The sequence below is a fragment of the Cochlodiniinecator piscidefendens genome (assembly GCF_011326755.1).
GTDB lineage: Bacteria > Pseudomonadota > Alphaproteobacteria > Rhodobacterales > Rhodobacteraceae > Cochlodiniinecator > Cochlodiniinecator piscidefendens.
The window spans coordinates 86,187-110,384 of record NZ_JAAOIE010000005.1 but is presented as its reverse complement, the minus strand read 5'-3'; the positions used below and the strand labels follow the sequence as shown (position 1 = coordinate 110,384).

General features: G+C 52.2%; 28 protein-coding genes, 1 tRNA gene and 1 pseudogene. 23 read left to right on the top strand and 7 right to left on the bottom strand.

Features of this window, described 5'->3' with window-relative positions; all coding sequences use genetic code 11:
* Positions 1 to 22 precede the first annotated feature (22 nt).
* The 3 genes from comD to G9C99_RS13880 are packed head-to-tail and all read left to right on the top strand — an operon-like array spanning position 23 to position 2,169.
* Complete coding sequence (gene comD / locus G9C99_RS13890; protein WP_166418119.1) at positions 23 to 529, top strand: sulfopyruvate decarboxylase subunit alpha; 507 nt, start codon at positions 23 to 25, stop codon at positions 527 to 529.
* Complete coding sequence (comE, locus tag G9C99_RS13885) at positions 526 to 1,080, top strand: sulfopyruvate decarboxylase subunit beta (RefSeq protein ID WP_166418118.1); 555 nt, start codon at positions 526 to 528, stop codon at positions 1,078 to 1,080. Before comD ends, comE begins: the two co-directional genes overlap by 4 nt.
* Entirely contained in the window at positions 1,081 to 2,169 is a 1,089-nt protein-coding gene (locus tag G9C99_RS13880; RefSeq protein WP_166418117.1) for an alpha-hydroxy acid oxidase, read from the top strand. It abuts the gene before it with no gap.
* Positions 2,170 to 2,337: 168 nt separating this feature from the next.
* Here G9C99_RS13880 and G9C99_RS13875 read toward each other — a convergent pair.
* From G9C99_RS13875 to G9C99_RS13855, 5 genes and pseudogenes are all read right to left on the bottom strand, one after another.
* A pseudogene (locus G9C99_RS13875) lies at positions 2,338 to 3,765 on the bottom strand (IS1182 family transposase).
* A 389-nt stretch (positions 3,766 to 4,154) separates the two neighbouring features.
* A tRNA-Arg gene (locus G9C99_RS13870) sits at positions 4,155 to 4,231 on the bottom strand.
* 51 nt (positions 4,232 to 4,282) lie between these two features.
* A complete protein-coding gene (locus G9C99_RS13865) occupies positions 4,283 to 5,686 on the bottom strand; it encodes a sensor histidine kinase (RefSeq protein ID WP_205859863.1) in 1,404 nt (467 codons plus the stop codon).
* Between the two features lie 16 nt (positions 5,687 to 5,702).
* Positions 5,703 to 7,121: a dihydrolipoyl dehydrogenase family protein gene (locus G9C99_RS13860; protein WP_166418116.1), complete on the bottom strand. Its 1,419-nt coding sequence runs from the start codon at positions 7,119 to 7,121 to the stop codon at positions 5,703 to 5,705.
* A 6-nt stretch (positions 7,122 to 7,127) separates the two neighbouring features.
* Complete coding sequence (locus G9C99_RS13855; RefSeq protein WP_166418240.1) at positions 7,128 to 7,859, bottom strand: TVP38/TMEM64 family protein; 732 nt, start codon at positions 7,857 to 7,859, stop codon at positions 7,128 to 7,130.
* A 306-nt stretch (positions 7,860 to 8,165) separates the two neighbouring features.
* Between G9C99_RS13855 and rpmH the strand changes: the two genes are divergently transcribed.
* The 12 genes from rpmH (at position 8,166) to G9C99_RS13795 (ending at position 16,659) form a co-directional block, all read left to right on the top strand.
* On the top strand, positions 8,166 to 8,300 hold the full coding sequence (rpmH, locus tag G9C99_RS13850) for a 50S ribosomal protein L34 (RefSeq protein WP_166418115.1): 135 nt from the start codon (positions 8,166 to 8,168) through the stop codon (positions 8,298 to 8,300).
* Positions 8,301 to 8,317: 17 nt separating this feature from the next.
* Positions 8,318 to 8,755 carry a ribonuclease P protein component gene (rnpA, locus tag G9C99_RS13845; RefSeq protein WP_166418114.1) on the top strand — a complete coding sequence of 146 codons (438 nt, stop codon included), beginning with the start codon at positions 8,318 to 8,320 and terminating at the stop codon, positions 8,753 to 8,755.
* Between the two features lie 47 nt (positions 8,756 to 8,802).
* Positions 8,803 to 9,015 carry a membrane protein insertion efficiency factor YidD gene (gene yidD, locus G9C99_RS13840; RefSeq protein ID WP_407926024.1) on the top strand — a complete coding sequence of 71 codons (213 nt, stop codon included), beginning with the start codon at positions 8,803 to 8,805 and terminating at the stop codon, positions 9,013 to 9,015.
* Positions 9,008 to 9,835, top strand: a complete 828-nt coding sequence (gene iolB, locus G9C99_RS13835) for a 5-deoxy-glucuronate isomerase (RefSeq protein WP_166418112.1) — start codon at positions 9,008 to 9,010, stop codon at positions 9,833 to 9,835. The genes yidD and iolB overlap by 8 nt, the downstream gene beginning before the upstream one ends.
* Before the next feature lie 283 nt (positions 9,836 to 10,118).
* Positions 10,119 to 10,652, top strand: a complete 534-nt coding sequence (locus G9C99_RS13830) for a ZrgA family zinc uptake protein (protein WP_166418111.1) — start codon at positions 10,119 to 10,121, stop codon at positions 10,650 to 10,652.
* A gap of 1 nt (position 10,653) precedes the next feature.
* Positions 10,654 to 11,349 (top strand): ABC transporter ATP-binding protein, encoded by a 696-nt coding sequence (locus G9C99_RS13825; RefSeq protein WP_331460004.1) that lies wholly within the window; start codon positions 10,654 to 10,656, stop codon positions 11,347 to 11,349.
* On the top strand, positions 11,346 to 12,596 hold the full coding sequence (locus tag G9C99_RS13820) for an ABC transporter permease (protein ID WP_166418109.1): 1,251 nt from the start codon (positions 11,346 to 11,348) through the stop codon (positions 12,594 to 12,596). Before G9C99_RS13825 ends, G9C99_RS13820 begins: the two co-directional genes overlap by 4 nt.
* 24 nt (positions 12,597 to 12,620) lie before the next feature.
* Entirely contained in the window at positions 12,621 to 13,121 is a 501-nt protein-coding gene (locus G9C99_RS13815; protein ID WP_166418108.1) for a DUF3299 domain-containing protein, read from the top strand.
* Positions 13,122 to 13,351: 230 nt separating this feature from the next.
* On the top strand, positions 13,352 to 14,008 hold the full coding sequence (locus G9C99_RS13810) for an NYN domain-containing protein (protein ID WP_166418107.1): 657 nt from the start codon (positions 13,352 to 13,354) through the stop codon (positions 14,006 to 14,008).
* A 132-nt stretch (positions 14,009 to 14,140) separates the two neighbouring features.
* Positions 14,141 to 15,562: an aldehyde dehydrogenase family protein gene (locus G9C99_RS13805; protein ID WP_166418106.1), complete on the top strand. Its 1,422-nt coding sequence runs from the start codon at positions 14,141 to 14,143 to the stop codon at positions 15,560 to 15,562.
* 87 nt (positions 15,563 to 15,649) lie between these two features.
* Positions 15,650 to 16,066, top strand: a complete 417-nt coding sequence (locus G9C99_RS13800; protein WP_166418105.1) for a VOC family protein — start codon at positions 15,650 to 15,652, stop codon at positions 16,064 to 16,066.
* A gap of 146 nt (positions 16,067 to 16,212) precedes the next feature.
* Positions 16,213 to 16,659 carry a hypothetical protein gene (locus tag G9C99_RS13795; RefSeq protein ID WP_166418104.1) on the top strand — a complete coding sequence of 149 codons (447 nt, stop codon included), beginning with the start codon at positions 16,213 to 16,215 and terminating at the stop codon, positions 16,657 to 16,659.
* Between the two features lie 153 nt (positions 16,660 to 16,812).
* Here the strand turns inward: G9C99_RS13795 and G9C99_RS13790 are convergent, their stop codons facing one another.
* Complete coding sequence (locus tag G9C99_RS13790; protein WP_166418103.1) at positions 16,813 to 17,784, bottom strand: NAD(P)H-binding protein; 972 nt, start codon at positions 17,782 to 17,784, stop codon at positions 16,813 to 16,815.
* A gap of 213 nt (positions 17,785 to 17,997) precedes the next feature.
* Between G9C99_RS13790 and G9C99_RS13785 the strand changes: the two genes are divergently transcribed.
* A complete protein-coding gene (locus G9C99_RS13785) occupies positions 17,998 to 18,390 on the top strand; it encodes a helix-turn-helix domain-containing protein (protein WP_166418102.1) in 393 nt (130 codons plus the stop codon).
* 104 nt (positions 18,391 to 18,494) lie between these two features.
* On the opposite strand, the gene dapB is transcribed toward G9C99_RS13785, so the two are convergent.
* On the bottom strand, positions 18,495 to 19,304 hold the full coding sequence (gene dapB, locus G9C99_RS13780) for a 4-hydroxy-tetrahydrodipicolinate reductase (protein WP_166418101.1): 810 nt from the start codon (positions 19,302 to 19,304) through the stop codon (positions 18,495 to 18,497).
* Between the two features lie 102 nt (positions 19,305 to 19,406).
* Between dapB and rbfA the strand changes: the two genes are divergently transcribed.
* From rbfA to G9C99_RS13745, 7 genes are all read left to right on the top strand, one after another.
* Positions 19,407 to 19,820, top strand: coding sequence for a 30S ribosome-binding factor RbfA (gene rbfA / locus G9C99_RS13775; RefSeq protein WP_166418100.1), 414 nt, complete (start codon positions 19,407 to 19,409; stop codon positions 19,818 to 19,820).
* Positions 19,817 to 20,572: a phosphodiester glycosidase family protein gene (locus G9C99_RS13770; protein ID WP_166418099.1), complete on the top strand. Its 756-nt coding sequence runs from the start codon at positions 19,817 to 19,819 to the stop codon at positions 20,570 to 20,572. Before rbfA ends, G9C99_RS13770 begins: the two co-directional genes overlap by 4 nt.
* Positions 20,573 to 20,611: 39 nt before the next feature.
* Positions 20,612 to 21,517 (top strand): tRNA pseudouridine(55) synthase TruB, encoded by a 906-nt coding sequence (gene truB / locus G9C99_RS13765; RefSeq protein ID WP_166418098.1) that lies wholly within the window; start codon positions 20,612 to 20,614, stop codon positions 21,515 to 21,517.
* A gap of 2 nt (positions 21,518 to 21,519) precedes the next feature.
* Complete coding sequence (locus G9C99_RS13760) at positions 21,520 to 22,068, top strand: pseudouridine synthase (RefSeq protein ID WP_166418097.1); 549 nt, start codon at positions 21,520 to 21,522, stop codon at positions 22,066 to 22,068.
* Positions 22,069 to 22,299: 231 nt separating this feature from the next.
* Positions 22,300 to 22,806 (top strand): DUF1643 domain-containing protein, encoded by a 507-nt coding sequence (locus tag G9C99_RS13755; protein WP_166418096.1) that lies wholly within the window; start codon positions 22,300 to 22,302, stop codon positions 22,804 to 22,806.
* A gap of 33 nt (positions 22,807 to 22,839) precedes the next feature.
* Positions 22,840 to 23,133, top strand: a complete 294-nt coding sequence (locus tag G9C99_RS13750; protein WP_166418095.1) for a DUF5665 domain-containing protein — start codon at positions 22,840 to 22,842, stop codon at positions 23,131 to 23,133.
* Positions 23,134 to 23,244: 111 nt separating this feature from the next.
* Entirely contained in the window at positions 23,245 to 24,165 is a 921-nt protein-coding gene (locus tag G9C99_RS13745; RefSeq protein ID WP_166418094.1) for a calcium-binding protein, read from the top strand.
* Positions 24,166 to 24,198 lie beyond the last annotated feature (33 nt).

Genomic DNA, 24,198 nt, shown 5'->3' with positions numbered 1-24,198 from the left:
ATCCCTCCCGAAGGAGCGACCCTTGAGTATCGATAAAAAAATCGTGGACGATCTGGTGGCGAATGATGTGTCATTCATCACCACCGTCCCCTGCAAGCAACTGGCCGGTGTGATCGATGAAGTCGACGCACGGCCCGAAATCTTCCACATCCCGTCTAACAAAGAAGACGAGGGAATGGGCCTTTGCGCCGGTGCCTGGATGGGCGGCAAACGCCCAGCGATCATCATGCAGAACACCGCGATTGGTGTGACCATCAACACGCTGGCGACGCTGACGCAGTATTACCGCATGCCGCTTCCGATGTTAATCAGCTACCGTGGCGAATTGCGCGAACCTGTAGCCTGTCAGGTCGAGATGGCTGTGCACACGAAAGCACTGCTCAACCAGATGAACATCCCGACGTATCACTTCCACAAAGAAAGCGATGCGGACGAACTCGATGCGATCCTGAAATACACATTCATGTGCAACAAACCTGTGGCGATCCTGACGGATGCGTCTTTTTGGGGAGGCTATGGCGACCAATGATCCGCTCTGAAATTCTGCGCGAAATCGCGCCAATCCTTCATGACCAACTGGTCGTCTGCAACATCGGTCTGCCCAGCCAAGAGCTGCACATGATCGACGACAATGCCAAGAACTTCTACATGCTCGGCACGATGGGGCTGTCCTCATCCATCGGGTTTGGTCTGGCTTTGGCGCAAGACAAAATTGTCATCTCCATTGATGGTGACGGGTCTGTTCTGACGAACCTTGGCACGCTGCCAACGATAGCCAACAACGTGGCCGATAACTACATCCTGATGATCATCGACAACGGATCTTATGGCTCAACCGGTGATCAGCCGACCTATGCGGGCAAGAAAACCAAGCTTGAAAACGTTGCTGCGGCCTGTGGCTGTGAAAGTGTTGTGACGGTTCAGGACGTGGATGCGGGCAAAGCGTTGCAAGCAGCCATCGATAGCAAGAAGATGACGATCATTGTCGTGAAATGCGAAAGCGGCAACATCAAGCTTCCTGTCATTACAATGGACCCCGTCGTCATCCGTGATCGCTTCATGAAGGCGGTTGCGAGCTAAATGAAGACCGGCATCCATTCCAGCGCAGACGCGCGACGCATCGCGAAGCGGCGTCTGCCTTGGATGGTGTTCGACTATATTGATGGCGCTGCCGGGCGCGAAGTGGGGGCCGCGCGTAACCGTGCGGCCCTTGACGCGATTGAGCTGCGACCGCGCATTCTGCGCGATGTCAGTGATCGGTCCTTGGCGGTGCCGCTATTTGGAAAAACGGCCAACGTGCCGTTTGGTATCAGCCCGATGGGCATGTGCAACCTATCTGCACCCGGTGCCGACATGATGCTGGCGCGTCTAGCGGCGCGCGAGAATGTACCCTTGGGAGTGTCAACTGTGGCGTCCACCGCAATGGAACCCTTGATTGAAGCGGCCGAGGGCAACGCATGGTTCCAACTATATTTCTCTGGCGATGGCGAGGGCACGTTCAAATTGGTCGAACGCGCCAAAACCGCTGGGTACGAGACGATCATTCTGACCGCAGACGTACCAGAGGTCGGACGCCGCCCGCGCGAGTTGCGACATGGCTTTGCAATGCCGTTCAAGATCGGGCCGCGTCAGTTTATCGACTTTGCATGCCACCCGCGCTGGTCGCTCACGGCGTTGGCCAAAGGCAAGCCGCAGATGGCGAATTTTGATATGGATGGCTATGAATTCGATCGCACGGAAAGCCGCGCCAAGGCGGATTGGGGCACACTTTCGAAATTACGTGATATCTGGCCGGGTAATCTCGTGGTCAAAGGGGTGCTCGATTCCGACGATGCAGTTGCCTTGAAACGGGCAGGTGTCGACGCGATACAAGTCTCAAGCCACGGATCGCGACAATTGGACAGCGCGCCCCGCCCGATCACCGCTTTGGCGGACGTTCGCGCCGCCGTGGGCGAAGAATTTCCACTGTTTTACGACACTGGCCTGCGCAGTGGCGAAGACGTCGTAAAAGCGTTCAAACAAGGTGCCAATTTCACGTTTCTTGGCCGTGTCCTGCAATTCGCAATCGCCGCGGCGGGCGAAGATGGCCTAAGAGCTCTTTGGGACGTCATTTCTGACGAGACGAGCATTACACTTGCTCAACTTGGCGAGGTTTCTTTGGTACCGTGACTGCGCGAATAGTGCGTTGCAGATAACACTTGTTTTGCGCGTCCAAAACGAATTTCCACTTCAATTGCATTCTTGTTGAATTGGTATGTCCGCTTTGGGCATATTCTGTTGAAAAACTCTGGGTTTTCGCGGGAGTGCTTCGCAGACTGAATGGCTTCCGCCACAGTTTTATAGGACTGCTCTGGCTTGACTTGGGCTTGGGGCCATTTTAGCTAACTTTTTGAGGTTTTGGGCGGTTGCGGCGAGGATAAATTCATCATGAGCGCCACAGGGGCCACGCAATCGGAGCCGGCCTAGGCCGTGAATGCGCTTCAGATGTGCGAACGACATTCCGACCTTTTTGCGTAACTTTCTCGAGATGGCATACTGCTGCGTTTGCGATAGGGCTCGAGCGACATCACGGGAGGGTTCGTAGATTGAACGCGTGACTTTACGCTATGGTTCTTTCGGTGTGCAGCGTTGTTTAAGTGGGCATACCTCACAATCAGATTTTCGGGCGCGGTAGCGGATGGTGGCATCTTTATTGGGGCCAGATCTTGGTTTGGTGAACGCACGCCTATATTGCTTCAGCACTTTGCCACCGGGGCAACTATAGAGGTCGTTCTCAGCATCAAAAGTAAAATCAGCACGCTCAAACGTGCCACCCTTTCGGCCAGATTTATCCCCTCTCATGCATTTTCAATGCATTGCCGGGCAATGAATGACTGGAATGTGCGGCGCGATCCCACGCTTTTCAACCAGCCAATCCAGCATCGGGCCAGAGCCGTAAGCCGTATCTGCGATTAGACGCTCGGGCATCAAATCATGCACTTCATGTACACGATCAATCATCGTTTTCACGGCATCAACTTCGGCCTGGCGGATGGATCGTGTTGGTTCCACATCAAGGATGACAGCGTTGTCCGTATCGATCAAATAGTTCGTAGAATACGCAAAATACGCGGGGCCACCACGTGCTCCCGTCCATTGCGAGGCTGGGTCTGAATGTGAGATGAATTTAGGAACCACAGGGCTGGCCGCGCCAAAAGCAGCGTCATCCAGTGTTTCCAAATATTCCCGAACTGCACGTGGGGCTTCATCCGGATTTATCGCTTCAGGGTTCCAATCAACCTTTGGCGTGGATTGCTGGCGATTGGCATCGGCGGCAATGATACTCGCATCCGCCGCGCACCTCTGACCACTCGCAAGACCAGCTTCAATGCATTGTGCCACAACGTTTTCAAACACATGCTGCAGTAAATCACTATCACGGAACCTGCCGTGACGGTTCTTCGAAAACGTAGAATGATCCGGAATGGCATCCGTCAAATCCAGCTTGCAAAACCAACGATACGCCAGGTTGAGATGGACTTCATCACACAGCCGCCGTTCAGAACGAATACCCATGACATACCCGACCAACAACATGCGCATCATCAGTTCAGGATCAATTGAAGGACGTCCTGTGGGGCTGTAGAACCCAGATAAATGCTGTCGCACCCCAGACAAATCAATGATGCCATCAATAGCCCGCAGGACATGGTCAGACGGGATATGATCCTCTATCGAAAAGTCATAAAACAGTGCGCTTTGTGCTTCCTGCCTCGGACCCAACATCGCTCCAACCTCCCATATCAACAGAGGAATTGAATCAGGCAGACATCCTTAAGTCAACAGGAGTTCTTCAACAGAATAGGCCCGCTCCCTACCAAAGAGCTAGGGGACGTCGTCCCCACGCGCCTGCAACACCATTAGACCGGGCCGTGTCCTCGGCTGCGCCTGTGGGCCGCACCAACCCTGTCGAATTGTATTGCACTTGCTACCCCCAACCCTCGCCGGGAGCAGGTTTTAGAGGCAGGCGCGCTAAAGCGCTTCGCACAAAACCAGTTTTGAAAGGGAAAACATGACGGACATCATCTCAATCGATCAAAGGCAAAGCTATGTGTCGAAAAAGGAAAGGCTCTGTCGCAAAAGGCAGAACTATGTGTCGTTTCACAAGTGGAAAGTGGTGCACCCGAGAGGATTCGAACCTCTGACCCCCTGATTCGTAGTCAGGTACTCTATCCAGCTGAGCTACGGGTGCGCCGTTGAGGTGGGGTTTAGTCTTACTCTCAGGGGGATGCAAGAGCGAAAATCACAAAGATTTGGTCACAAGCACATTATTTCCTTTCGGAAGCCGAATGACGAATTCCGTACCAGTCGAATCCGTGCGAGTAAGCTCAACATTGCCACCGTGGCCCCGTACCAATTCATCAGCAATTGCGAGACCGAGGCCTGTTCCGCCTTTGCGCACGCCGCCTTGGAATGGGGTAAATAGGTTTTCCTGGGCTTTCGGAGGTAAACCTGGCCCAGTATCTGTCACATGAATTTGCCATTCCTCTTCTGTATCTAGCCCTGAAATGGTCACCGTCCCATTTTGGCCCGTAGACAGAATCGCCTGACGTGCGTTGCGTACAAGATTCGTCAGAATGCGATGCATTTGTTCCGGGTCCGCAACCAGCATGTAAGAATCGTCAACGTCACTGAGTATTTCAACCGAACCGTCAGATATCGTCAGGGTTTCACTTTGCACAACATCCGAAGCAATTGCCGCTAGCGACACGTCAGAAAGCGTGGGGGCGGGTTCTTCAGCTTTACCAAAGGCTAGCGTACCCTCGCACAACGAAACCGCCCGTGAAATTGAACTCAACAGTTTGGGTGCGGCGCGCTTAACCAACGGATCCTCGCTCATTTCGATCCTGTCCCCAATCAGCTGTGCCACCGTCAGAGTATTGCGTAAATCGTGGCTGATTTTAGCAACCGCCCCCCCAAGCTGAGCAAGACGTTCTTTTTGTTTCAATGACGCGGTTAACTGTGTTTCCAAATCCAATAGCGCATCTTCTGCTTCGCGCAATTCTGTAATCCGCGAGCTGGGCTGAATAATCCGCCGGGCATCTTCTGGCGCTTCGCTATAATTCATCATGTCGAACACAACCTGACGAATGGGCTGAACCAACAAACCACGCGTGGCAAAGAATAGGAAAAACGCCGCAATTCCTGAGATCACCGCCGAAAGCACCAAAATACGCACACCGTAGTCAATTATGGCTGCCCGTAATGGTGCCGTTGTCATTGTGACCTCGATCATCAACCCACCTTCGCGCACCGGATCCCCGAGTACACGAATAATTTCTGGTTCAGACCTCAGCAGTCGGGAAATCGCATCATTCATTAATCGTAAGGCTGACGCATTGCGTAGATCATAGGTGCTTGTCACCGGACCCGGCACTGGAGAAGCGAGCATCAATTGGCGCATCTCATCCCGGCGCAACACGACATTAAACACGCCGGCGTTTTCCAACAATTCTGCTTCTAATTCCTCGTCCAACATATCTTCTGCCAACAACGCAAAAGACGCAATTTGCGCGCGTTCAAGATGTAACAGCAGAAAATCCTCTCTGAACCGTGCAACTGACGGGACAAAGATCAACACCTCTGCCAACATCACGAAAGACACCGTCAACATCAGGAAACGGCCAGAAAGAGAATTCAGAAACATGGTGGCCCCTTATAGGCTACGGCAGCCAGCGCTGCACAAATCGTACGATACGTTTGACCTTAGGACTATCAAACAATCGGGGCGTGTAATAGGCCCCAACGGCGCGCTTGCTGACTTCGCTTAGGGTTGGATAGGGGGCGACAAAGGCTGCAATCTGGCCCATTTTCATTTTATTCGCCAGAATCAACGCCCACAGGGAAATCATTTCACCAGCTTGCGGTCCTGCAATCGAGGCTCCGACAGGACGGCCCTTTACAATCATTACTTTGATCAGGCCTTTGGTTTTCCCTTCGGCAATCGCACGGTCATTGCCTGAAAACTCAAAACGCGTCACCTCAAGTGCTGCCCCGTGCTTTTCACGCGCTTGCGCTTCGGTCAGGCCAACTTGCGCCAATTCAGGATCGGTATAGGTCGCCCATGGAATATGATCTGTACGCGCCTTTGATGGCATCCCAAACAGCATCGATTTGATCACAACACCTGCATGATACCCAGCAACATGTGTAAACTGCAAAGGTCCAGCAACATCGCCCACCGCGTATACTTTGCGATTGGTGGTACGCAGCCCGGCATCCACCTTCACGAGGTTGCGGTCACGTTCAATTCCTGCGACCTCTAGATTCACGCGATCTAGATTGGGTTTGCGCCCAACAGCCATCAAAATATGGCTTCCCTTGAAGATACGCCCATCTTTGGTTTCAACTTCAATGGCCCCAACGTCGCCACGAATTTCCGCAGCCAGCGCATCTTCGGCAATCTCGATACCTTCGGCGCGTAGGTTTTCCAAAACAATCTCAGCCATTTCCGGGTCATCTTTTCCCAGCGCCTTCATGCCTTCAATCACAGTGACTTTGGACCCCAACCGAACATGTGCCTGCGCCATCTCCATGCCAATCGGACCGCCGCCAATCACCAGTAGGTGCTCAGGCCGTTCACGCAACTCAAAAATGGTTTCGTTTGTTTCATAGGGTACATTTTCCAACCCCGGTATCGGGGGCACGAGCGGCGAAGACCCGGTGGCAATCACAAAGCGGCGCGCCTGAATGATATTGTCCCCGGCTTGCACTTCAGTCGGTGAAATAAATGCACCGTATTCCTGAATAACATTCACACCCAAACCTTCGAACCGCTCTACCGAATCGTGGGGTTCAATGGTCGCGACAACATTACGGACGTGATCCTTTGCGGCGCCATAATCGACTTCGGGCATAACGGGGGTGACACCGTAGGGGCGGCCGGTTTCCATGGCGTGGGCCTGTTTGCCTGCCGCGATCAGCGCCTTTGACGGCACACATCCATAATTCAGACAGTCGCCACCCATTTTGTGACCTTCGAGCAAAACAACGTCTGCCCCCATCTGAACAGCACCTGCTGCAATCGACAATCCACCAGAGCCTGCACCAATGATGCAGATATCAGTCTTGATCTTATTCATTGTATTTTACCCTTTGGATTTCGTTACAGCTTTGATCACAATTGGCAGTGCCGCGAGGACACAAAGGCCAAGGATCGGCAAAAGAATATGCGGTTCAAAGATAATTCCGAGATTCGGCGTTTCGCCATTTTCGAACACTTGTCCCAATCCCGCGCCAACAGATGTATAAACAACGCCGCCCGGAATAATGCCAAAGAAGGTCGAAATCGCAAACCGACGCAGAGGCACACCAACCAGCGCTGGCACGAGATTCGCGACAAAAAATGGAACAGCTGGCACCAATCGGATCAAAAACAGCATAGACCACTGATTCTCATCGATTCCATCTTTGATCTTTTTAACAGCCCCTTCAGAGCTTTCCATTTTTGCAGCGAGCTTTTCACCCAACCCCCACTGAGCGGCGAGAAAGATTACAATTGCACCGACAGTTGCAGCTGAAACATTGAACAATGCCCCCGGAAACACCCCAAACAAAAAGCCGCCCGTAAGCGTCGCGATCGTCGCACCAGGGAGCGAAAAGGCAACAATCACAATGTAAACCGCCATGAACACCAACGCAGTCACAAGGTAGTTCGCATCCCGAAAAGCAACCAGTGCCTCCCTGTTATCTGCCAACGCTTGGAAGCTTAGATAATCTTTCAAGGTAAACGCGCCAACAACAGCAGCGACCAGAATCACCACTAGAGGAAGTAATTTGCGCAGGTTGGAACTGGGTTGTATATTCGTCATATCGCTCATCTCTGTCATCTCACTGGTGTCAGGCATCGGTTAACTTGCCCCTAACATGAGGGATTTAATCTTCAGAATACAGGCACCTCACAGCTCAGTGATCTGTGGTGACATATATTTCAACAGAACCGCGTTCTGCGCGTAAAAATGGCCCGAGCTGAAACATTTGCCCCTTTTCTTTCTACAGAATTGTTGCATATAAGCGCCCCAAGACGAATTGACTTATCCCTGAAGACCGCCTAAAGACCGGGCTTCGAACACTTGTGGTCTTCGAATCCATTCGGGATTGCAGACCTTATCTGATGGAGACGGGCGATGAAACGCACCTACCAACCTTCTAATCTTGTCCGTAAGCGCCGTCACGGTTTCCGTGCACGCATGGCTACAAAAGCGGGCCGTAAAATTATCAATGCACGTCGTGCAAAAGGCCGTAAAGAGCTCAGCGCATAAGCGCTGCCGCTTAGGCTATGGAAAAATCACCGCCGGAGGCAATCGTGACAAAAGGCAATGCGCCCAATGTTACCGAGTCGCATCCGGCGGTTTCCGTTCGTCTGGAGGTTTTAAAAAACCGTCCGGATTTTTTGCGTGCAGCGAAAGCACTGCGCAAGCCAATGCCCGGTTTTTTGCTGCAGGCACGCCGTCGGAACGATGACGAAGCACCAAGCGATGTTATTCGCGTTGGCTACACTTGCTCTAAAAAAGTCGGCAATGCTATTGCCCGCAATCGTGCAAAACGCCGTTTGCGTGAAATTGCGCGCGCACACCTGCCAAATGGTGGGAAACCCGGGTGGGATTATGTGTTGGTTGGTCGCCCTGGCGTTACATCGACCCGCGACTTTTCTGACCTTCTAAAAGACATGCAAGACGCTCTGCACATCATCCACAGCCCAAAACCCAAAAAATGACCCCGTTGGCTCATATATTCGCATTTCCGGTGCGGGCGTATAGGTTAATCTTCTCCCCTTGGGTTGGGTTCAACTGCAGGTATCAACCCACATGCTCCGCCTATGCACTCGAGGCACTGGAAAAACATGGCGCGCTCAAAGGCAGTTATTTGGCAGCCCGTCGCATTGGGCGATGCCATCCGTGGGGCAAATGTGGTTACGACCCAGTACCGGACATGAAAACAAAGAGCCAAGTTTCAAAGGATATAGAGAATGACTGATCTGTTGCGCAAACCGACGGCGGCAACCGGCAAAGTTCACGACATCACCAGACTTTCTGCCCGAGGCACCCAAAGCCCCGATTGGGATTATGTTGGATTTGGTCTTTATCACCTGTCAGCCGGTGATGTTGTCAAAGAGCACACGGGCGAGAACGAAGTTATTCTAGTGTTGGTTGAGGGCAAAGCAGAAATCACAGCCAACGGCCAGAGCTTTGGCGAAATGGGTGATCGTATGAGCGTGTTTGAAAAAACACCTCCTCATTGCCTTTACACCGCAAATGAAACGAGTTGGAGCGCCAAGGCGACAACCAATTGCGTGCTTGCGGTATGCGCAGCGCCCGGTATCGGGCAACACCAAACTCGGCGTCTTGGCCCCGAAGGGATCGAACTTACGCTCAGAGGCAAAGGTCAAAACACCCGCTACATCAACAACATTGCCATGGAAGGTCGCGATGTAGCTGATCATCTGCTGGTGACTGAGGTGTTCACCCCTGCTGGAAATTGGTCCAGCTATCCGAGTCACCGCCATGACGAAGATGACTACCCAAATATGACCTATCTCGAAGAAACCTATTATCACCGGCTCAACCCCGGCCAAGGCTTCGGCATTCAGCGTGTTTATACCGAAGATGGCGAGCTGGATGAAACCATGGCAGTCAAAGACGGTGATGTAGTATTGGTTCCACGTGGACATCATCCCTGTGGTACGCCGTACGGGTATGAGATGTATTACCTCAATGTCATGGCTGGACCGCTGCGCAAATGGCGTTTTAAAAACGACCCTGACCACGATTGGATTGCGCAAAAAGACGCGGTTTAACGGCCTATTCAATACAATCCATGAAAATGCGACACGACAAAACAATTCGGGTCAATTCACCATACGGTATCTTACATAAGCAGGTTTGCGCGCATATCGATCTCTCTTCGCGTTGCAATGCGTAACTTTATAACATAACAATTTTGCAACGCAGGAGATTCACGGTTTAAAAGTAGTGATTAGAATCGCAATTCGGCACTCCCCGCGCAAATGATACACAATCTATCCAAATCCGGTGGGTTGTGTGGCTAAAATCTTTTCCTCCAACCGTATTGGACATCCTATGACGCGAACAATCTCTCTTATGGCCTTGTTAGCAACAACCCCGGCTCTGGCCGAAGAGAACCGGCAACTAGATCCACATGAACACGGTGTTGGCATTCTTAACATCGCAATAGACGGCACAGCGGTTGCAATGGAGTTTCAAGCGCCCGGGGCGGATATCGTTGGATTTGAGTACGCCGCCGAAAGCGAAGCGGATCACGCCAAAATCGATGCAGCCGTCGCCACCCTCATGGATCCGCTAAATTTATTCGCCTTACCTGACGCGGCCGAATGCACCGTGACACAAGCCAGCGCTGAACTCGAAAGCGAAGAGCACGAAGAGCACACAGGGGAAACTGGACATACAGAGTTCCATGCCGAATTTACGTTCACCTGTGTCAACTCCGCATCACTTTCCGAAATCGCTTTCCCCTATTTTGATACGTTTGAAAATGCACGTAAACTAGAGGTACAAATCGCAACCACAACAGGTGCACATGCGTTCGAAGTGGAGCGCGACGCCCCCTTACTCGACTTGCGGGATCTATATTGAGGTGACTCAACCCATCCTAAATATCTCTGGTGTTCAATTTCACTGGCCCGGTCGGACGGGGTTTTCCCTGTCCGTGCCCGAATTCAGTATTGAAGCAGGAGAAACGGTTCTACTTCTTGGCGAGAGCGGATCTGGAAAATCCACACTGCTGTCGCTGATCTGCGGAACGATACGACCCGATACAGGCACAATTCATATTAGCGAAACAGAAATCTCAGCCCTAACTAGGGGCGCCCGCGATAGATTTCGAGCCGAACAAATCGGCGTAATTTTTCAGCAGTTTAACTTGCTGCCCTTTGGCACCGTCCTAGACAATATCCTACTACCGCTGCAATTCGCACCCGAACGTCGTAAACGCGCAGGTAACATCCGGGCTCAAGCCAAAGACCTATGCAAAAACCTTGGTCTTCCGTCTGCTATAGTCGCCGTCAAATCGAATGCCTTAAGCGTAGGGCAACAGCAGCGCGTAGCCGTTGCGCGGGCTTTGATTGGTCAACCACCCTTGATCATCGCAGATGAACCCACATCGGCGTTAGATGCAGACAATCAGGCAGCCTTTCTTGACCTGCTATTTCAGCAAACGCTGGCCAACAATTCCTCACTGCTCATGGTCAGCCATGATCCTAGGTTAAGCGAGAGATTTGATCGCGTGATACGAATGGACGACATCGCACACATCGATAGGGCAACAATATGATTTTCCGCCTCGCGTTAGCCTCACTCGCGGCACGTGCCCTCACAGTTGGAATGACAATTCTCGCAATAGCCCTGTCTGTGGCCCTCTTTCTTGGGGTGGAGAAAATACGTACAGGCGCTAAGGCCAGCTTTAGCGATACTATATCAGGTACCGATCTGATCGTCGGTGCGCGTTCTGGCTCGGTACAGTTATTGCTTTATTCAGTGTTTCGTATTGGTAACGCGACGAACAACGTAACCTGGGAAAGCTATCAAGATATTGCAGCGCGTCCTGACGTGGATTGGATTGTGCCCATATCTCTGGGCGACAGCCATCGCCAGTTCCGGGTTATGGGAACCACGGCGGCGTTTTTTGAACACTATAAATATCGACAAGGCCGATCTCTTGAAGCGGCTGAGGGCCTCGTCATGGACGACCTCTTTGACGCTGTCATTGGTGCTGATGTCGCCGCGACGTTAAGCTACAATGTTGGCGACCCGATCGTCGTAGCTCACGGGATTGCTTCATTCACGGAGCATGACGATCAACCCTTTCGTATATCCGGCATTTTAGAAAAAACAGGAACACCCGTCGACCGAACCGTTGTGGTTAGCTTAGAAGCCATCGAGGCAATCCATGTAGATTGGCAAAGTGGCAGACAAGCATCCGGGCAGTCCACTTCGGTTGAAGCAATCCGCGCGATGGAGCTAACACCAAACGCGATTACTGCCGCCCTTATCGGAGTCGAAAGCCCGCTTCAAACCTTCGCCCTGCAACGTGCAATCAATGAATATACTCAAGAACCATTATTGGCAATTTTACCCGGTGTAGCGTTACAAGACCTATGGGGCATCGTTGGAATTGCAGAAACGGCACTATTGGCTGTCTCGATGATGGTAATTGTGACCGCCTTGATCGGAATGATGGCAACTATTTTTTCTAGTTTGAGTGAACGACGGCGCGAAATGGCGATTTTGCGCGCAATGGGTGCGAGTCCCAGGCTCATAGTTGGGTTGCTCGTTTTCGAAGCAGTGCTCATGTCAGCTATGGGCGCGCTGCTTGGCTTAGCGTTTCTTTATATCGGGCTAATCGTAGCCCAACCCATTATTGATTCGGCATTTGGCCTGTGGTTGCCTATTGAAGCGCCAACGCAGCGCGAAATTTGGGTTATTCTGGCTGTAATCGGCGCTAGCGCTATTGTGAGCCTGATCCCGGCCATTCGGGCCTATAAGACATCCATATCAGATGGTATGATGGTTAAAACGTGATGTTCAGCATTGGGATTCTCACATATGTTTAACCGAAGATCTGCATTATTGTTTTTGTCAGCCTCAATAGCAGCGCCCCAAAATGCATTCTCCGCAGCTCTAAGGGAAATCACGTGGGACGACCTTATTCCCCCAGGCGTACCTTATTCAGAAATCATTGGTGAAGGTGAGTTGGATGAAGCCAACGATCTGTGGAATCCGATTTATGATGCCAACGGCGTAAAGGTAAACGAGGAATTAAATGGGGCATATATCAAGATGCCCGGTTTCATCATTCCCTTTGATATCAGCTTAGCTGGGGTAACTGATTTTATGTTAGTCCCGTATATTGGGGCCTGCATTCACACGCCACCACCACCAAGCAATCAACTGGTTATGGTGAGGTCCGCCCGGCCATGGCCGGGCGATAATCTCTGGGATCCCGTATGGGTCACAGGGACAATGCGCACACAATTGCAATCAACCACTCTCGGCCAAACCGGATATTCAATCGAGGCCGACGAGATGGCTATATACGAGTGGTAGCACCCCTTTTTGTGTGGAATGCTAGGTTGGACATCAAATCTTTTGCGGCTACCGGCATTGAGCATCGCACACACTCAATACTTCGATGGGATCGTAACCAATATACAATCACACTCTATTACGCCTGACCACATACCCATAGGTTGTAAAAAGTAGTGCTAAGTTATAGCGCTGCACATAGTATCATTTTATAAGTTCACCTTATTAACATTTTAAAGAAGCGTATTGGTATGAAACGTTATTTCGAACTGCAGTCTCTTGCACTTATTGTCCTGTGTTTCATTTTGTATGTTGGCCTCGATGACGGAACGGTTAGACTCTACTCGCTAACATTTTTTGGCATGGCCACTATCGGGTCCTGCATACTGTGGTGGCTAAGTGTCAGGCTCGGTCCACAGCAACCACGCCCCCGAACCACGCCTTCCAACGCACCTAAATCCCCGGCCAATGCTATTCTTGTAGATGGCTCAAACGTTATGCATTGGGGCGGCGATCCTTCAGTAATGGTTCTCACACATGTTTTGAACTCACTCAAAAAACAGGGGCACGTCCCAATCGTCTATTTTGACGCGAATTACGGCTATAAACTGTGGGGGCGTCCCTCGTCCCTCCCCGCAATCAGCGGCGCAATCGGATTGCCCCCCAACCGTGTGTTCATCGCCCCCAGCCGCACAACAGCCGATGCATTGCTTCTGCCTCATGCCACGCGCGACAAATTGAAAATCGTCACCAACGATCGATTTCTCGACTGGAAAGAGGAATTTCCAATCCTCAATCAACGTGACCTACTGGTAAAAGGTGATTGGAAGGAAGGCACTGTCATATGGCGTGCTGAGCGCCGGAAAAAGCGCAAACCACACCGGCCAAAGCGACAGCGGCAAAATTGAAAAATGCGCGCGTTGCACCTATCAGGTCGCTTTTATATATGCTCAGATCAAAGTCCAAAACCTAACGTTCAAGGATATGGCCACGTCCATAGTGCGCACCCGACCAACCTATAAAGGCACGCGAGACACAACATGCAAAACCTTCAGAAATTCTATATCGATGGGCAATGGGTTACTCCGCACTCAACGACGACCTTCCCCGTTTTAAATCCCGCTACAACCGAAGAAATCGGAAAGATTATTCTAGGTGATAAAATCGACGTTGATAATGCCGTCGCCGCAGCGAAACGCGCCTTTGAAAGCTTTTCCCAAACCAGCCGCGATGAACGCATCGCCCTGCTTGAACGGCTATTGGTACTCAGCGAAGAACGTCGCGAAGAATTGGCCCAAGCCATGTCCGCCGAAATGGGCGCGCCGATTTCAATGTCACGCGATGTGCAGGCCGATGCCGCGGTTGGACACCTACAGGGCATCCTAGAGGCCCTAAAAACCCAAGAACTGCGCGAAACACTGACAAATGGCGATATTGTTGTGCGTGAACCCATTGGCGTTTGCGGGTTAATCACCCCGTGGAACTGGCCGATCAACCAAATCGCGCTCAAGGTTCTTCCGGCTTTGGCGACGGGCTGTACGTCAATCCTGAAACCTTCTGAACACACCCCAATGTCCGCGAGTGTCTATGCCCAGCTGATCCACGATGCCGGGTATCCTGCAGGCGTGTTTAACCTCTTGCATGGGGATGGTTTAACCGTTGGCGCGGGCCTGTCGCGCCACCCTGACGTTGATATGATGTCCTTCACCGGATCGACCCGTGCGGGCATCGCCTTGACCAAAGACGCCGCCGATACGGTAAAACGTGTCACGCTTGAATTGGGCGGGAAATCCCCCAACATCGTCTTTGCCGATTGTGATCTCGAAGAAAAGGTTTCCGCCTCCGTTCTTGAATGCATGTATAACACAGGCCAAAGCTGCGATGCCCCAACGCGGATGCTGGTGGAACGGTCCTGCTATGATCGCGCTGTCGAAATCGCCAAAGCCGCCGCAAACGGGCAAACCGTGGGTGATCCCGCCAAAGAAGGCGATCACATCGGCCCTCTCTTTGATCAAATCCAATATGACCGCGTTCAAACCATGATCCAGCTTGGCATTGATGAGGGCGCAACCCTGCTTGCAGGCGGGCTTGGACGTCCCGAAGGGTTTGACAAAGGTTGGTACACCCGCCCAACCGTGTTTTCAGATGTCAGCAACGATATGGACATCGCCCAGCAGGAAATCTTTGGCCCGGTTCTGGTCATGATCCTCTTTGACACAGAGGCCGACGCCATTCGCATGGCCAATGACACGCCTTACGGACTGGCCGCATATCTACAAACCGGTGACCCCGAACGCGCCGAACGCGTTGCGGCCCGCCTGCGCGCGGGTGCGGTGCATATCAACGGCGGAGGCTTTAACTACGGCTCCCCCTTTGGCGGTTACAAACAATCCGGTAACGGCCGCGAAGGCGGCATGCACGGGCTCGAAGACTACCAAGAAATCAAAACGCTGCATTTCTAGGAAAACGACAGCGCATCCCCCAGTCACGGGGGATGCGTGCTACATTGTATTCAGTTATTAACCAGATGTCTGAAAGGACCATGCAGCATGATTGCCTACGTCACCGTCGGTGCCGATGACATCGCTCTTGCGAAACGGTTTTATTCGGCCTTCCTTCCTGCCCTTGGGTATGGGCTGAAGGAAGGGTCGGAGGGTCTCAGTTATGCCCTGCCTGTTCCACCGGGTCAGTCCCCAGTCCTGCCAGATTTCTATGTGAAACCCACCTTTGACGGGCAACCGGCCTCAGCCGGAAACGGCACCATGACCGCGTTCGAAGCGCGCAGCCAACAACAGGTCCGCGATCTTCACGCTGCCGCAATTGCCGCTGGTGGCTTGGACGAAGGCCAGCCCGGATTTCGCGCCGCATATGGGCCGCATTTTTACGTCAGCTACCTTCGTGATCCCCAAGGCAATAAAATCGCGCTTTTCTCAAGCAACCCAAACGAACCCGGACGAGAAGAGTAGCTGAACACAGGATCATGGGCTGTTCAGCATCCCCCTAAACAGTCCGCACTCTATTGCGCATCGGGGTCGATTAATGTCGGGTGCGCATGCAACCTTTCAAAATCAGGTCTGATTGCGTCACAACGCCCCAAGGGAAATACAACTGCATGTTCAAATCACTCTGGTATACTTTGCTTTTGGGCGTCGTAACAATTCTTTCAGGTTGCGATGAATTTGATGGTGACGAATTCCGTAAATACCTACCAATTACTCAAAACACTTCGTCCGAGCTGCTTTCAGAAAGAGTTTGGTTTAGCTGCGCCATTGCCGGGTATTCCCTTTCCAACACTTACGATCCGCCCGACGTAGAATTGCCGCAAGGCTTTGAAAGATGGTCGCAATTTCCAATAAGTGACCACGTCAGAGAAAACTCAATTGTGTATCGAATACTAGGCTCTCAGAGTAAATGTTGGACGACGGACCTGATAGAATTAACAGGACATTCAAGCATCTGGGATTTTGTCGAAAACATTGACGGCGCGTTCTCCAATATGGGTTCAATTTTATTAATATTCGACCGTACGCAAAACCGCATATTCATCATGGAGGGGTAAACTGAATTTTCGAAACCGCGTTTGCTTTTGCCGTAGCTTGCAGCGGCATCAATCATCTAGAGGATCGATCTCGACGTTCACCCCGTACCAAACATTGAAACCCAACCAAACAGCCCCACCACCCAAAATTCAGCAGTGGGGCCGTTTCAAAACTTACTTCACCGCGTCTTTCATCGCGTCTTCGCCTTTTTTCCACAGGTTGCCCTGCCACAGTTCCTCTAGCCCGGTTTCGCCACTCGCGCCTTTGGTTGTCAGGTAGTCGTAATACGACGTCGGCTTATGCCCTGTCAGATTGTAGAAATCCGGGCTGCTGCGGGTGTAGAACCCATTGGTCAGATATTCGAAAAACTCCGCGCGGGTGCTGCCGAAATCTGCCTCAAACTCCACCATGGATTGCGCATTATAGGTGATCTCTTTGCCCATCGCACGGCCAAGGTCGGCAGCGATTTCTGCCATGGATTGCGGCACAGGGCCGGTGAGGTCGTAAAATTTATTACCATGGCGCGCGGGCCCTTCGCGCAACACAACTTCAGCGGCTTCTGCTATATCGCGTGTTGCCACAAATGAATTGCGCATCTCGCCCAGCGGGTTGCTGAAACAGCCCTCAGCCGCGATCGCATCACAATCAGTTTTCAGCAGGTGGTTCATGAAAAAATTATTGCGCAATGCGGTAACTGTCAGCCCCGCGTCAATCAACGCCTTTTCGCCCCACCAGTAGTGCTGCAACATCAATGGAATACCCGCACCAGCGCGCGACGCGTGGGTCTCAGCATCATAAGACGCCGTGTTGGTGTCCGCCCCCATGCAACTCACGCGGACCACATGTTTGATGTCAGCCTTACGCTTGCCCAATTCTTTGCAAAACGCCAAATGCCCGTCCAGCATCGGATCAAGCGACGCGGAATAAACCGCAGACACACCCTCAAGCGCGGCTGCCCATGTCCCAGGATTGGACAGATCAAACTTCACAACCTCATCCGCGCCCAGCGCGGTCAACTGCGCCGCTTTGTCATCGCTAAAATAACAGGCCCGCACGGTGAAATCAGCATTTGCAGCCAGCCGAGCAACCAGCTCCCGACCAATACGACCCGTCGCAGAGGTAACGAGCACAACTTGTTTAGACATGATAGGAGTCTCCGTTTTCACATTCTGCGCCCATCTGCTCTGATTTTGTGCGTTAAACAAGACCCACCCGGTTAGATTTATAGGTCCAATATGACGTTCATCACCCATCAACCGAACCAAGTTTCACCGCCCAAAGCGCGCAAATTTGCTTCTTTGCTCCCAAACGTCTAGGTTGAATATGCAGCAAAAACAAAAAGCTCACGGAGCCAAATAATGTCTGACACGATCGAACTATCAAAAGATCACTTCAACGAATCCGTCGCCACCTTTGGCGATCGGCTTGAGGCAGCCCGCCTCGCCAAAGGCCTAACCATAGAGGGTCTGGCCGAAAAATTAGCCTTTACGCCCGAAGGTGTCCAAGCTTGGGAAAATGATGAAACCTCACCGCGCGCCAACCGCATTCAATTGCTGGCAGGCTTGCTAAACGTCTCTCTCGTTTGGTTGATCAGCGGCGAAGGAAACGGAACCAGCCAAGTTGCCGATACCCATCAACGCCCCGAAGGCGTAAACGATGCCCTTGGTGAGATAGCGCAGCTCAAAGAAACGCTTTCCGGCGCACTTGATAAACTCACCAAACTCGAAAATCGGTTAAAAGATATCGACTAGACGATCACTAAAACGAATAACAAACACCCCGTCGATCCTTCACGATTGACGGGGTGTTTGTTTTTGACGGGGGTGTTCACCAAAAAAGGGTCCACCGGGATTACTTATAATCCAAGCACATCCATCATATCATACTCGCCGGGCTTACGTCCCTGCCCCCACAGTGCGGCCTTAAGCGCGCCACGTGCGAAAATGCGGCGGTCTGTGGCCATGTGGCGAAGAACAATACGTTCACCCGCACTTAGGAACATCACATCATGTTCGCCCACGATGTCGCCGCCCCGAATGTTTGAAAATCCGATATGTCCCCGTTCACGCGCACCGGTGATCCCGTCGCGGCTACGGTCCGCAACGTCATCCAAATTAACCCCACGCCCTTCGGCGGCAGCTTCGCCCAGCATCAATGCCGTGCCCGACGGCGCATCCACTTTGTGATGGTGGTGTGCCTCTACAACCTCAATGTCAAAGTCTTCGTCCAATGCGGCAGCAACCTTTTTGGTCAATTGCACCAATAGATTAACGCCAAGGCTCATGTTTCCGGCCCGCACCACAGTTGCATGGCGCGCGGCCAGTCGGATTTTTTCCAGATGCTCAGGCCCCATGCCGGTTGTGCCAATCACATGAACCGCGCGCGCTTGGGCCGCCAAATGGGCAAATCCCATCGTGGCCTCGGGCGAGGTAAAATCAATCACCGCCTGCGCTTTAGCGAATGCCTCTAGCGCATCATCCGTCACAGCAACACCAACCGCAGCGCCGCCCATGGCGACACCCACATCTTGACCAACCCAGTCGTGGCCTTCGCGCTCCACCACCCCAACAAGCTTCGCCGCCGGGCTTTCCAATACGGTTTGGATCAACATCTGCCCCATCCGGCCAGACGCCCCAGTAATCACAATCCCTGGCAATTCGCTCATCTTGGTCTCTCTTTTCACTACGTTTGTGCAACCGATAGCCCGATTGCGCCTTTATTTAAAGCCTCGCTTGCCCAATTCTTTTAACAGGCTTAAAGGGGGGATATGGCTAAGAATTCACATCTCAGCGCCCGTGGGCCGTCGCAGCGACAGCTCAGAGTAGGCGAACTCATCCGGCGGTCCTTGTCTGATCTGTTGATGCGTGGGGACCTCCACGATCCAGATCTCGCCCGCTTCCCCATCACCGTGGGCGAGGTTCGTACCTCCCCTGATCTTAAGATCGCGACTGCGTTTATCTTGCCCCTTGGCGGAAAAAACGCCGAAGAGGCGCTGTCAGCCCTGCGTCGCAATCGTCATGAGATCCGCAAAACCCTGACCAAAACCATGGCGCTGAAACATTCGCCTGAGATCCGGTTTCAGATTGATGAAACATTTGATCAGATGGAAGAAACTCATCGCCTGCTGAACCTTGACGACGTCAAACGCGACCTCGACACTCCGGAAGGTGACGCAGAATGATCCGCCTCTGGGCCGCATTCCTTTGTGTCTTTGGCTTTGCAGCCAAGGCCAACGCGGCCTGTGAGCCTGTGACCTATCAGGGCAACGACTACACGATGTGCACAGCGCAGATCGGTGATGACGTCCAACTGTTTCATTCCAATGCTGAGGGCCGCCTTTACGGTAATTTCGGCGCAGTGCTAGACAGCCTTCCCGACGGGCAGATCCTATCATTTGCGATGAACGCTGGCATGTACCATCAAGATCGCCGCCCCGTTGGCCTGTTTATTGAGGACAACACCGTGGTCAGCGAAATCGTCGATGGCGGCGGCTACGGCAATTTTGGCCTGACACCCAATGGGGTTTTTTGCATTACGCCAGACCGCTTTGCCGTGATCGAAACCCAAGCCTTCCGCGCTGATACACCTGATTGTACCTACGCCACCCAGTCCGGCCCAATGTTGGTGATAAATAACGAACTGCACCCGCGGTTTCTAGTTGAGTCTGACTCTCGCTATATCCGCAACGGCGTGGGCGTCAGCGCCGACGGGCAAACCGCAACCTTTGTCATTTCGGAAAACACCGTCAATTTCCACAGTTTCGCCAGCCTGTTTCGCGATCACTTGGGCCTGCCCAACGCGCTTTATTTCGATGGGAAGGTCTCGCGCCTTTATGCCCCTAATCTCGATCGCTGGGACAATGGGTTTCCTTTGGGGGTGATTGTCGGGATAGTTTCCCCTGAAACGGTTGACGCGGCATCCTCAAGCGATTAGCAGCCGCAGCTTGATCAAAGACTGAACAAAGAGGGCATCATGGGACGCAAACGCAAGGGACGCGATATTTCCGGCTGGCTGGTTGTCGATAAACCGGCAGGCATTTCGTCAAACGCCGTGGTGAACAAAGTCCGCTGGGCGATGAACGCGAAAAAAGCAGGCCACGCAGGCACGCTTGACCCCGAAGCGACAGGCGTATTGGCCGTCGCCCTAGGCGAAGCGACAAAAACCGTCCCCTACATCACCGAAGCCCTAAAGGCCTACCGCTTTACCGTGCGTTTGGGGCAGGCCACCAACACCGATGACACCGAAGGCGAAGTGATCGCAGAATCTGATCTGCGCCCGACCGATGAGGCAATCAAAGACGCTCTGCCAAAATTCATCGGCGACATCATGCAGGTACCGCCGAAATTTTCAGCCGTGAAAATCGACGGGGAACGCGCCTATAAATTGGCCCGCGATGATGAAGATTTTGAAATCGCCGCCCGCCCTCTCTGGGTCGAAGACCTGTTGATGATTGATCGCGAAGACGCAGATCACGTCACCCTAGAGCTGACATGTGGTAAAGGCGGCTACGTCCGCGCCATCGCCCGTGATCTAGGTGAAATGTTGGGCTGCCTTGGCCATGTACGCGAATTGCGCCGCACTTGGTCCGGCCCCTTTGACGCCGAGGACGGGATCAGCATTGAAACCATCGATGCCCACGCCAAAACCGATGAACTGGATCAATACGTTCGCCCGTTAGAAATCGGGCTTGATGATTTGCCCGAACTCGCCACCACAGCTGACGGCGCAGTGAAGCTGAAAAACGGCAACCCGGGAATGGTTCTGGCCTCTGACGTTGAATATGGCGATGAATGCTGGGCCTCGCTCAATGGGCAGGCCATTGCCGTCGGAATCTATAAGGCGGGCGAACTGCACCCTACCCGCGTATTTGTGCGCTGACCATGGCGCGGGTTATTCTCTTTAACAAACCGTTTGATGTGCTGTCGCAATTTACAGATTCCGGCACAGAGGGAACAACCCGCAAAACCCTATCTGAATTTATTGATGTGCCCAAAGTGTATGCCGCTGGGCGTTTAGACAAAGACAGCGAAGGGTTATTGTTGCTGACGGACGACGGGAAACTGCAAAACCGCATCGCCAGCCCAAAACACAAGATGACCAAAACCTATTGGGTGCAGATCGAAGGCGACGCAGACGACGCCGCTCTGAACCTTTTGCGAAGCGGCGTGCAGCTCAAGGATGGTATGACACGGCCAGCCAAAGTGAAACGCATTGATGAACCTGCCGGGCTTTGGCCACGTACGCCACCTGTTCGGTTTCGCAAATCGGTTCCGGATTGTTGGCTTCAGATCACCATCACCGAAGGCCGCAACCGACAGGTCCGCCGCATGACAGCCGCTGTCGGGCATCCGACGCTGCGATTGATCCGGTATCAAATCGGCGATTGGACCTTAGACGGAATCGAATCCGGTACATGGCGCGACGCCTAATCACCTCATAAGGAGCGCCTCCGGCGCACCGGATATCTCGGGGATTTCTTTCAGAAAGCCGCTCGGATTGGCGTGTGTTGAGAAATCTGCGCATATGGTTAACGGCAGCATACGTGAAATCGTATGTATAAAAACCATATAAAAGCTGCATAGAAACCATACGCCGAAATTCGGGCACATACTTCGGCGTTAACACTTGCTATTTCAACCTATGATTTGCACAACCATCCTATGATTACCCGTCAATTTCAAAAAGATGATGCCGCCTCTATCGCACAATATTCAGATTGCGAACGCTACCGGTATGCGCTGACCCGTGTTTGGGATACAGATGGGCTTCGACTGACTTATGTGATGTTAAACCCTTCTAAAGCAACAGAAATTCAAAACGACCCGACCATAGAACGGTGCGAACGTCGCGCCCGTACGCTGGGGTATGGCGGATTTCGGGCGGTTAATATTTTTGCTTGGCGTGAAACCGATCCAGCAAAAATGAAACGCGCCAAAGACCCAATTGGCCCCGAGAATGATGCAGCCCTCATTGACGCGAGCATTTGGACTGACCACATCCTTTGTTCTTGGGGTACGCATGGCGCATTTCTAAACCGCGGCCCTGATGTTTTGCGCCTACTCAAGACTACCAAAAAACCTATGTATCACTTAGGTTTAACTAAGGATCAACACCCGCGGCACCCGCTTTATATCTCGTACAAAACGCAACCCATGTCATGGTTTTAATGACATCCAGATGGTAGGGATTACAACAGCCATATGACTGAAAAACCGGAACCGAACCAAGACGAATTGCACACCGAACTTTCCCTGTTGCGCAAAGAAGTTGCGCATTTGAACAACAATCGTTTTGTGCGGTTGTACAACTCGCTATGGAAACTAATCGGGTTTCAGTTTCTACGCGGATTGGCTTTTGGATTTGGAACCGTTGTTGGCGCTACGATATTGGTTTCAGCGCTGGCATATTCATTATCCAAAATTGATTTCATCCCAGTCATCGGAAACTGGGCGGCAGAGATCGCGAAAATGATACAGGAACCGCGAAACCCTTAAAATTGTAACTATATAGCGATAGGGAAGCTTCCCCCATTCAACTAGACTGAAAGAAGTGTGGGGTATAGGATGTGGTAATCCTATCGAGAAGTTTGTCTTACGGGTGCTTTTATGTTTGGAATTGCTGGAATAATCGGTGCGCTATTGATGGGGTCTTTCATCAATACGGATAGTGAAACCCAAGAAGATGAAAATCCCCCTTCAACCGATATAGAAAACCCAGATACGGATACCGACACTTCGGCCGAGACTGTCGAAGGCGGTTCGAACAATGACCTAATTGCAGTCGCTTTGGGCGACGATCTCGTTCATGGTGGCTTGGGCGATGACACCGTTTCAGGCAGCGATGGGGATGATTGGGTGCAAGGCGGTGCCGGTGACGACCAAATTTCCGGTGACGACGGCGATGATCAGCTCTTGGGTGGCGTTGGATCTGATATCCTTAGTGGCGGGAATGGTGACGACGATATGTTCGGCCAGTCTGGCGACGATTTAATCAACGGCGACGATACATTAGCAGGGTCTGATGGTGATGACACGTTATACGGCGGCGACGGCAATGATCAGCTTTCTGGGAATGGCGATGATGATGTGTTGGTCGGCGGATTAGGCGCGGATCAACTGCAAGGCAGCACTGGCAATGATACCATTTCAGGCGTTGTGTTAAATAATGAAGGCGATGACATTGATGAAGCTGATTATCTGAATGGTGGCTTTGGCAATGATTCAATTACCCTTGGCAATGGTGACATTGCGTCGGGCGGCGAAGGGGCCGATGAATTCACATTCGGGGATTGGATGGAAACCGGCAGCGGAGCCACCCTTATGGATTACGACCCGTCGGAAGATTCGCTCGTCTTAGTTTATGATGACACGATAGGCGGGCCACCTGATATCCGTGTTGAAGCAAGTGACGAGGACCCAACCCTTTCCAATATCATGTTGGATGGGCAAATCTTGCTCTCTGTTCAAAACTCAGCAAACCTTTCCACGAGCAACATTACGTTGGTCGCACAAAGTCAAGCTGCGTAAGCCTAAATTTGCATCGAGAGTAAAGCGCTGTAC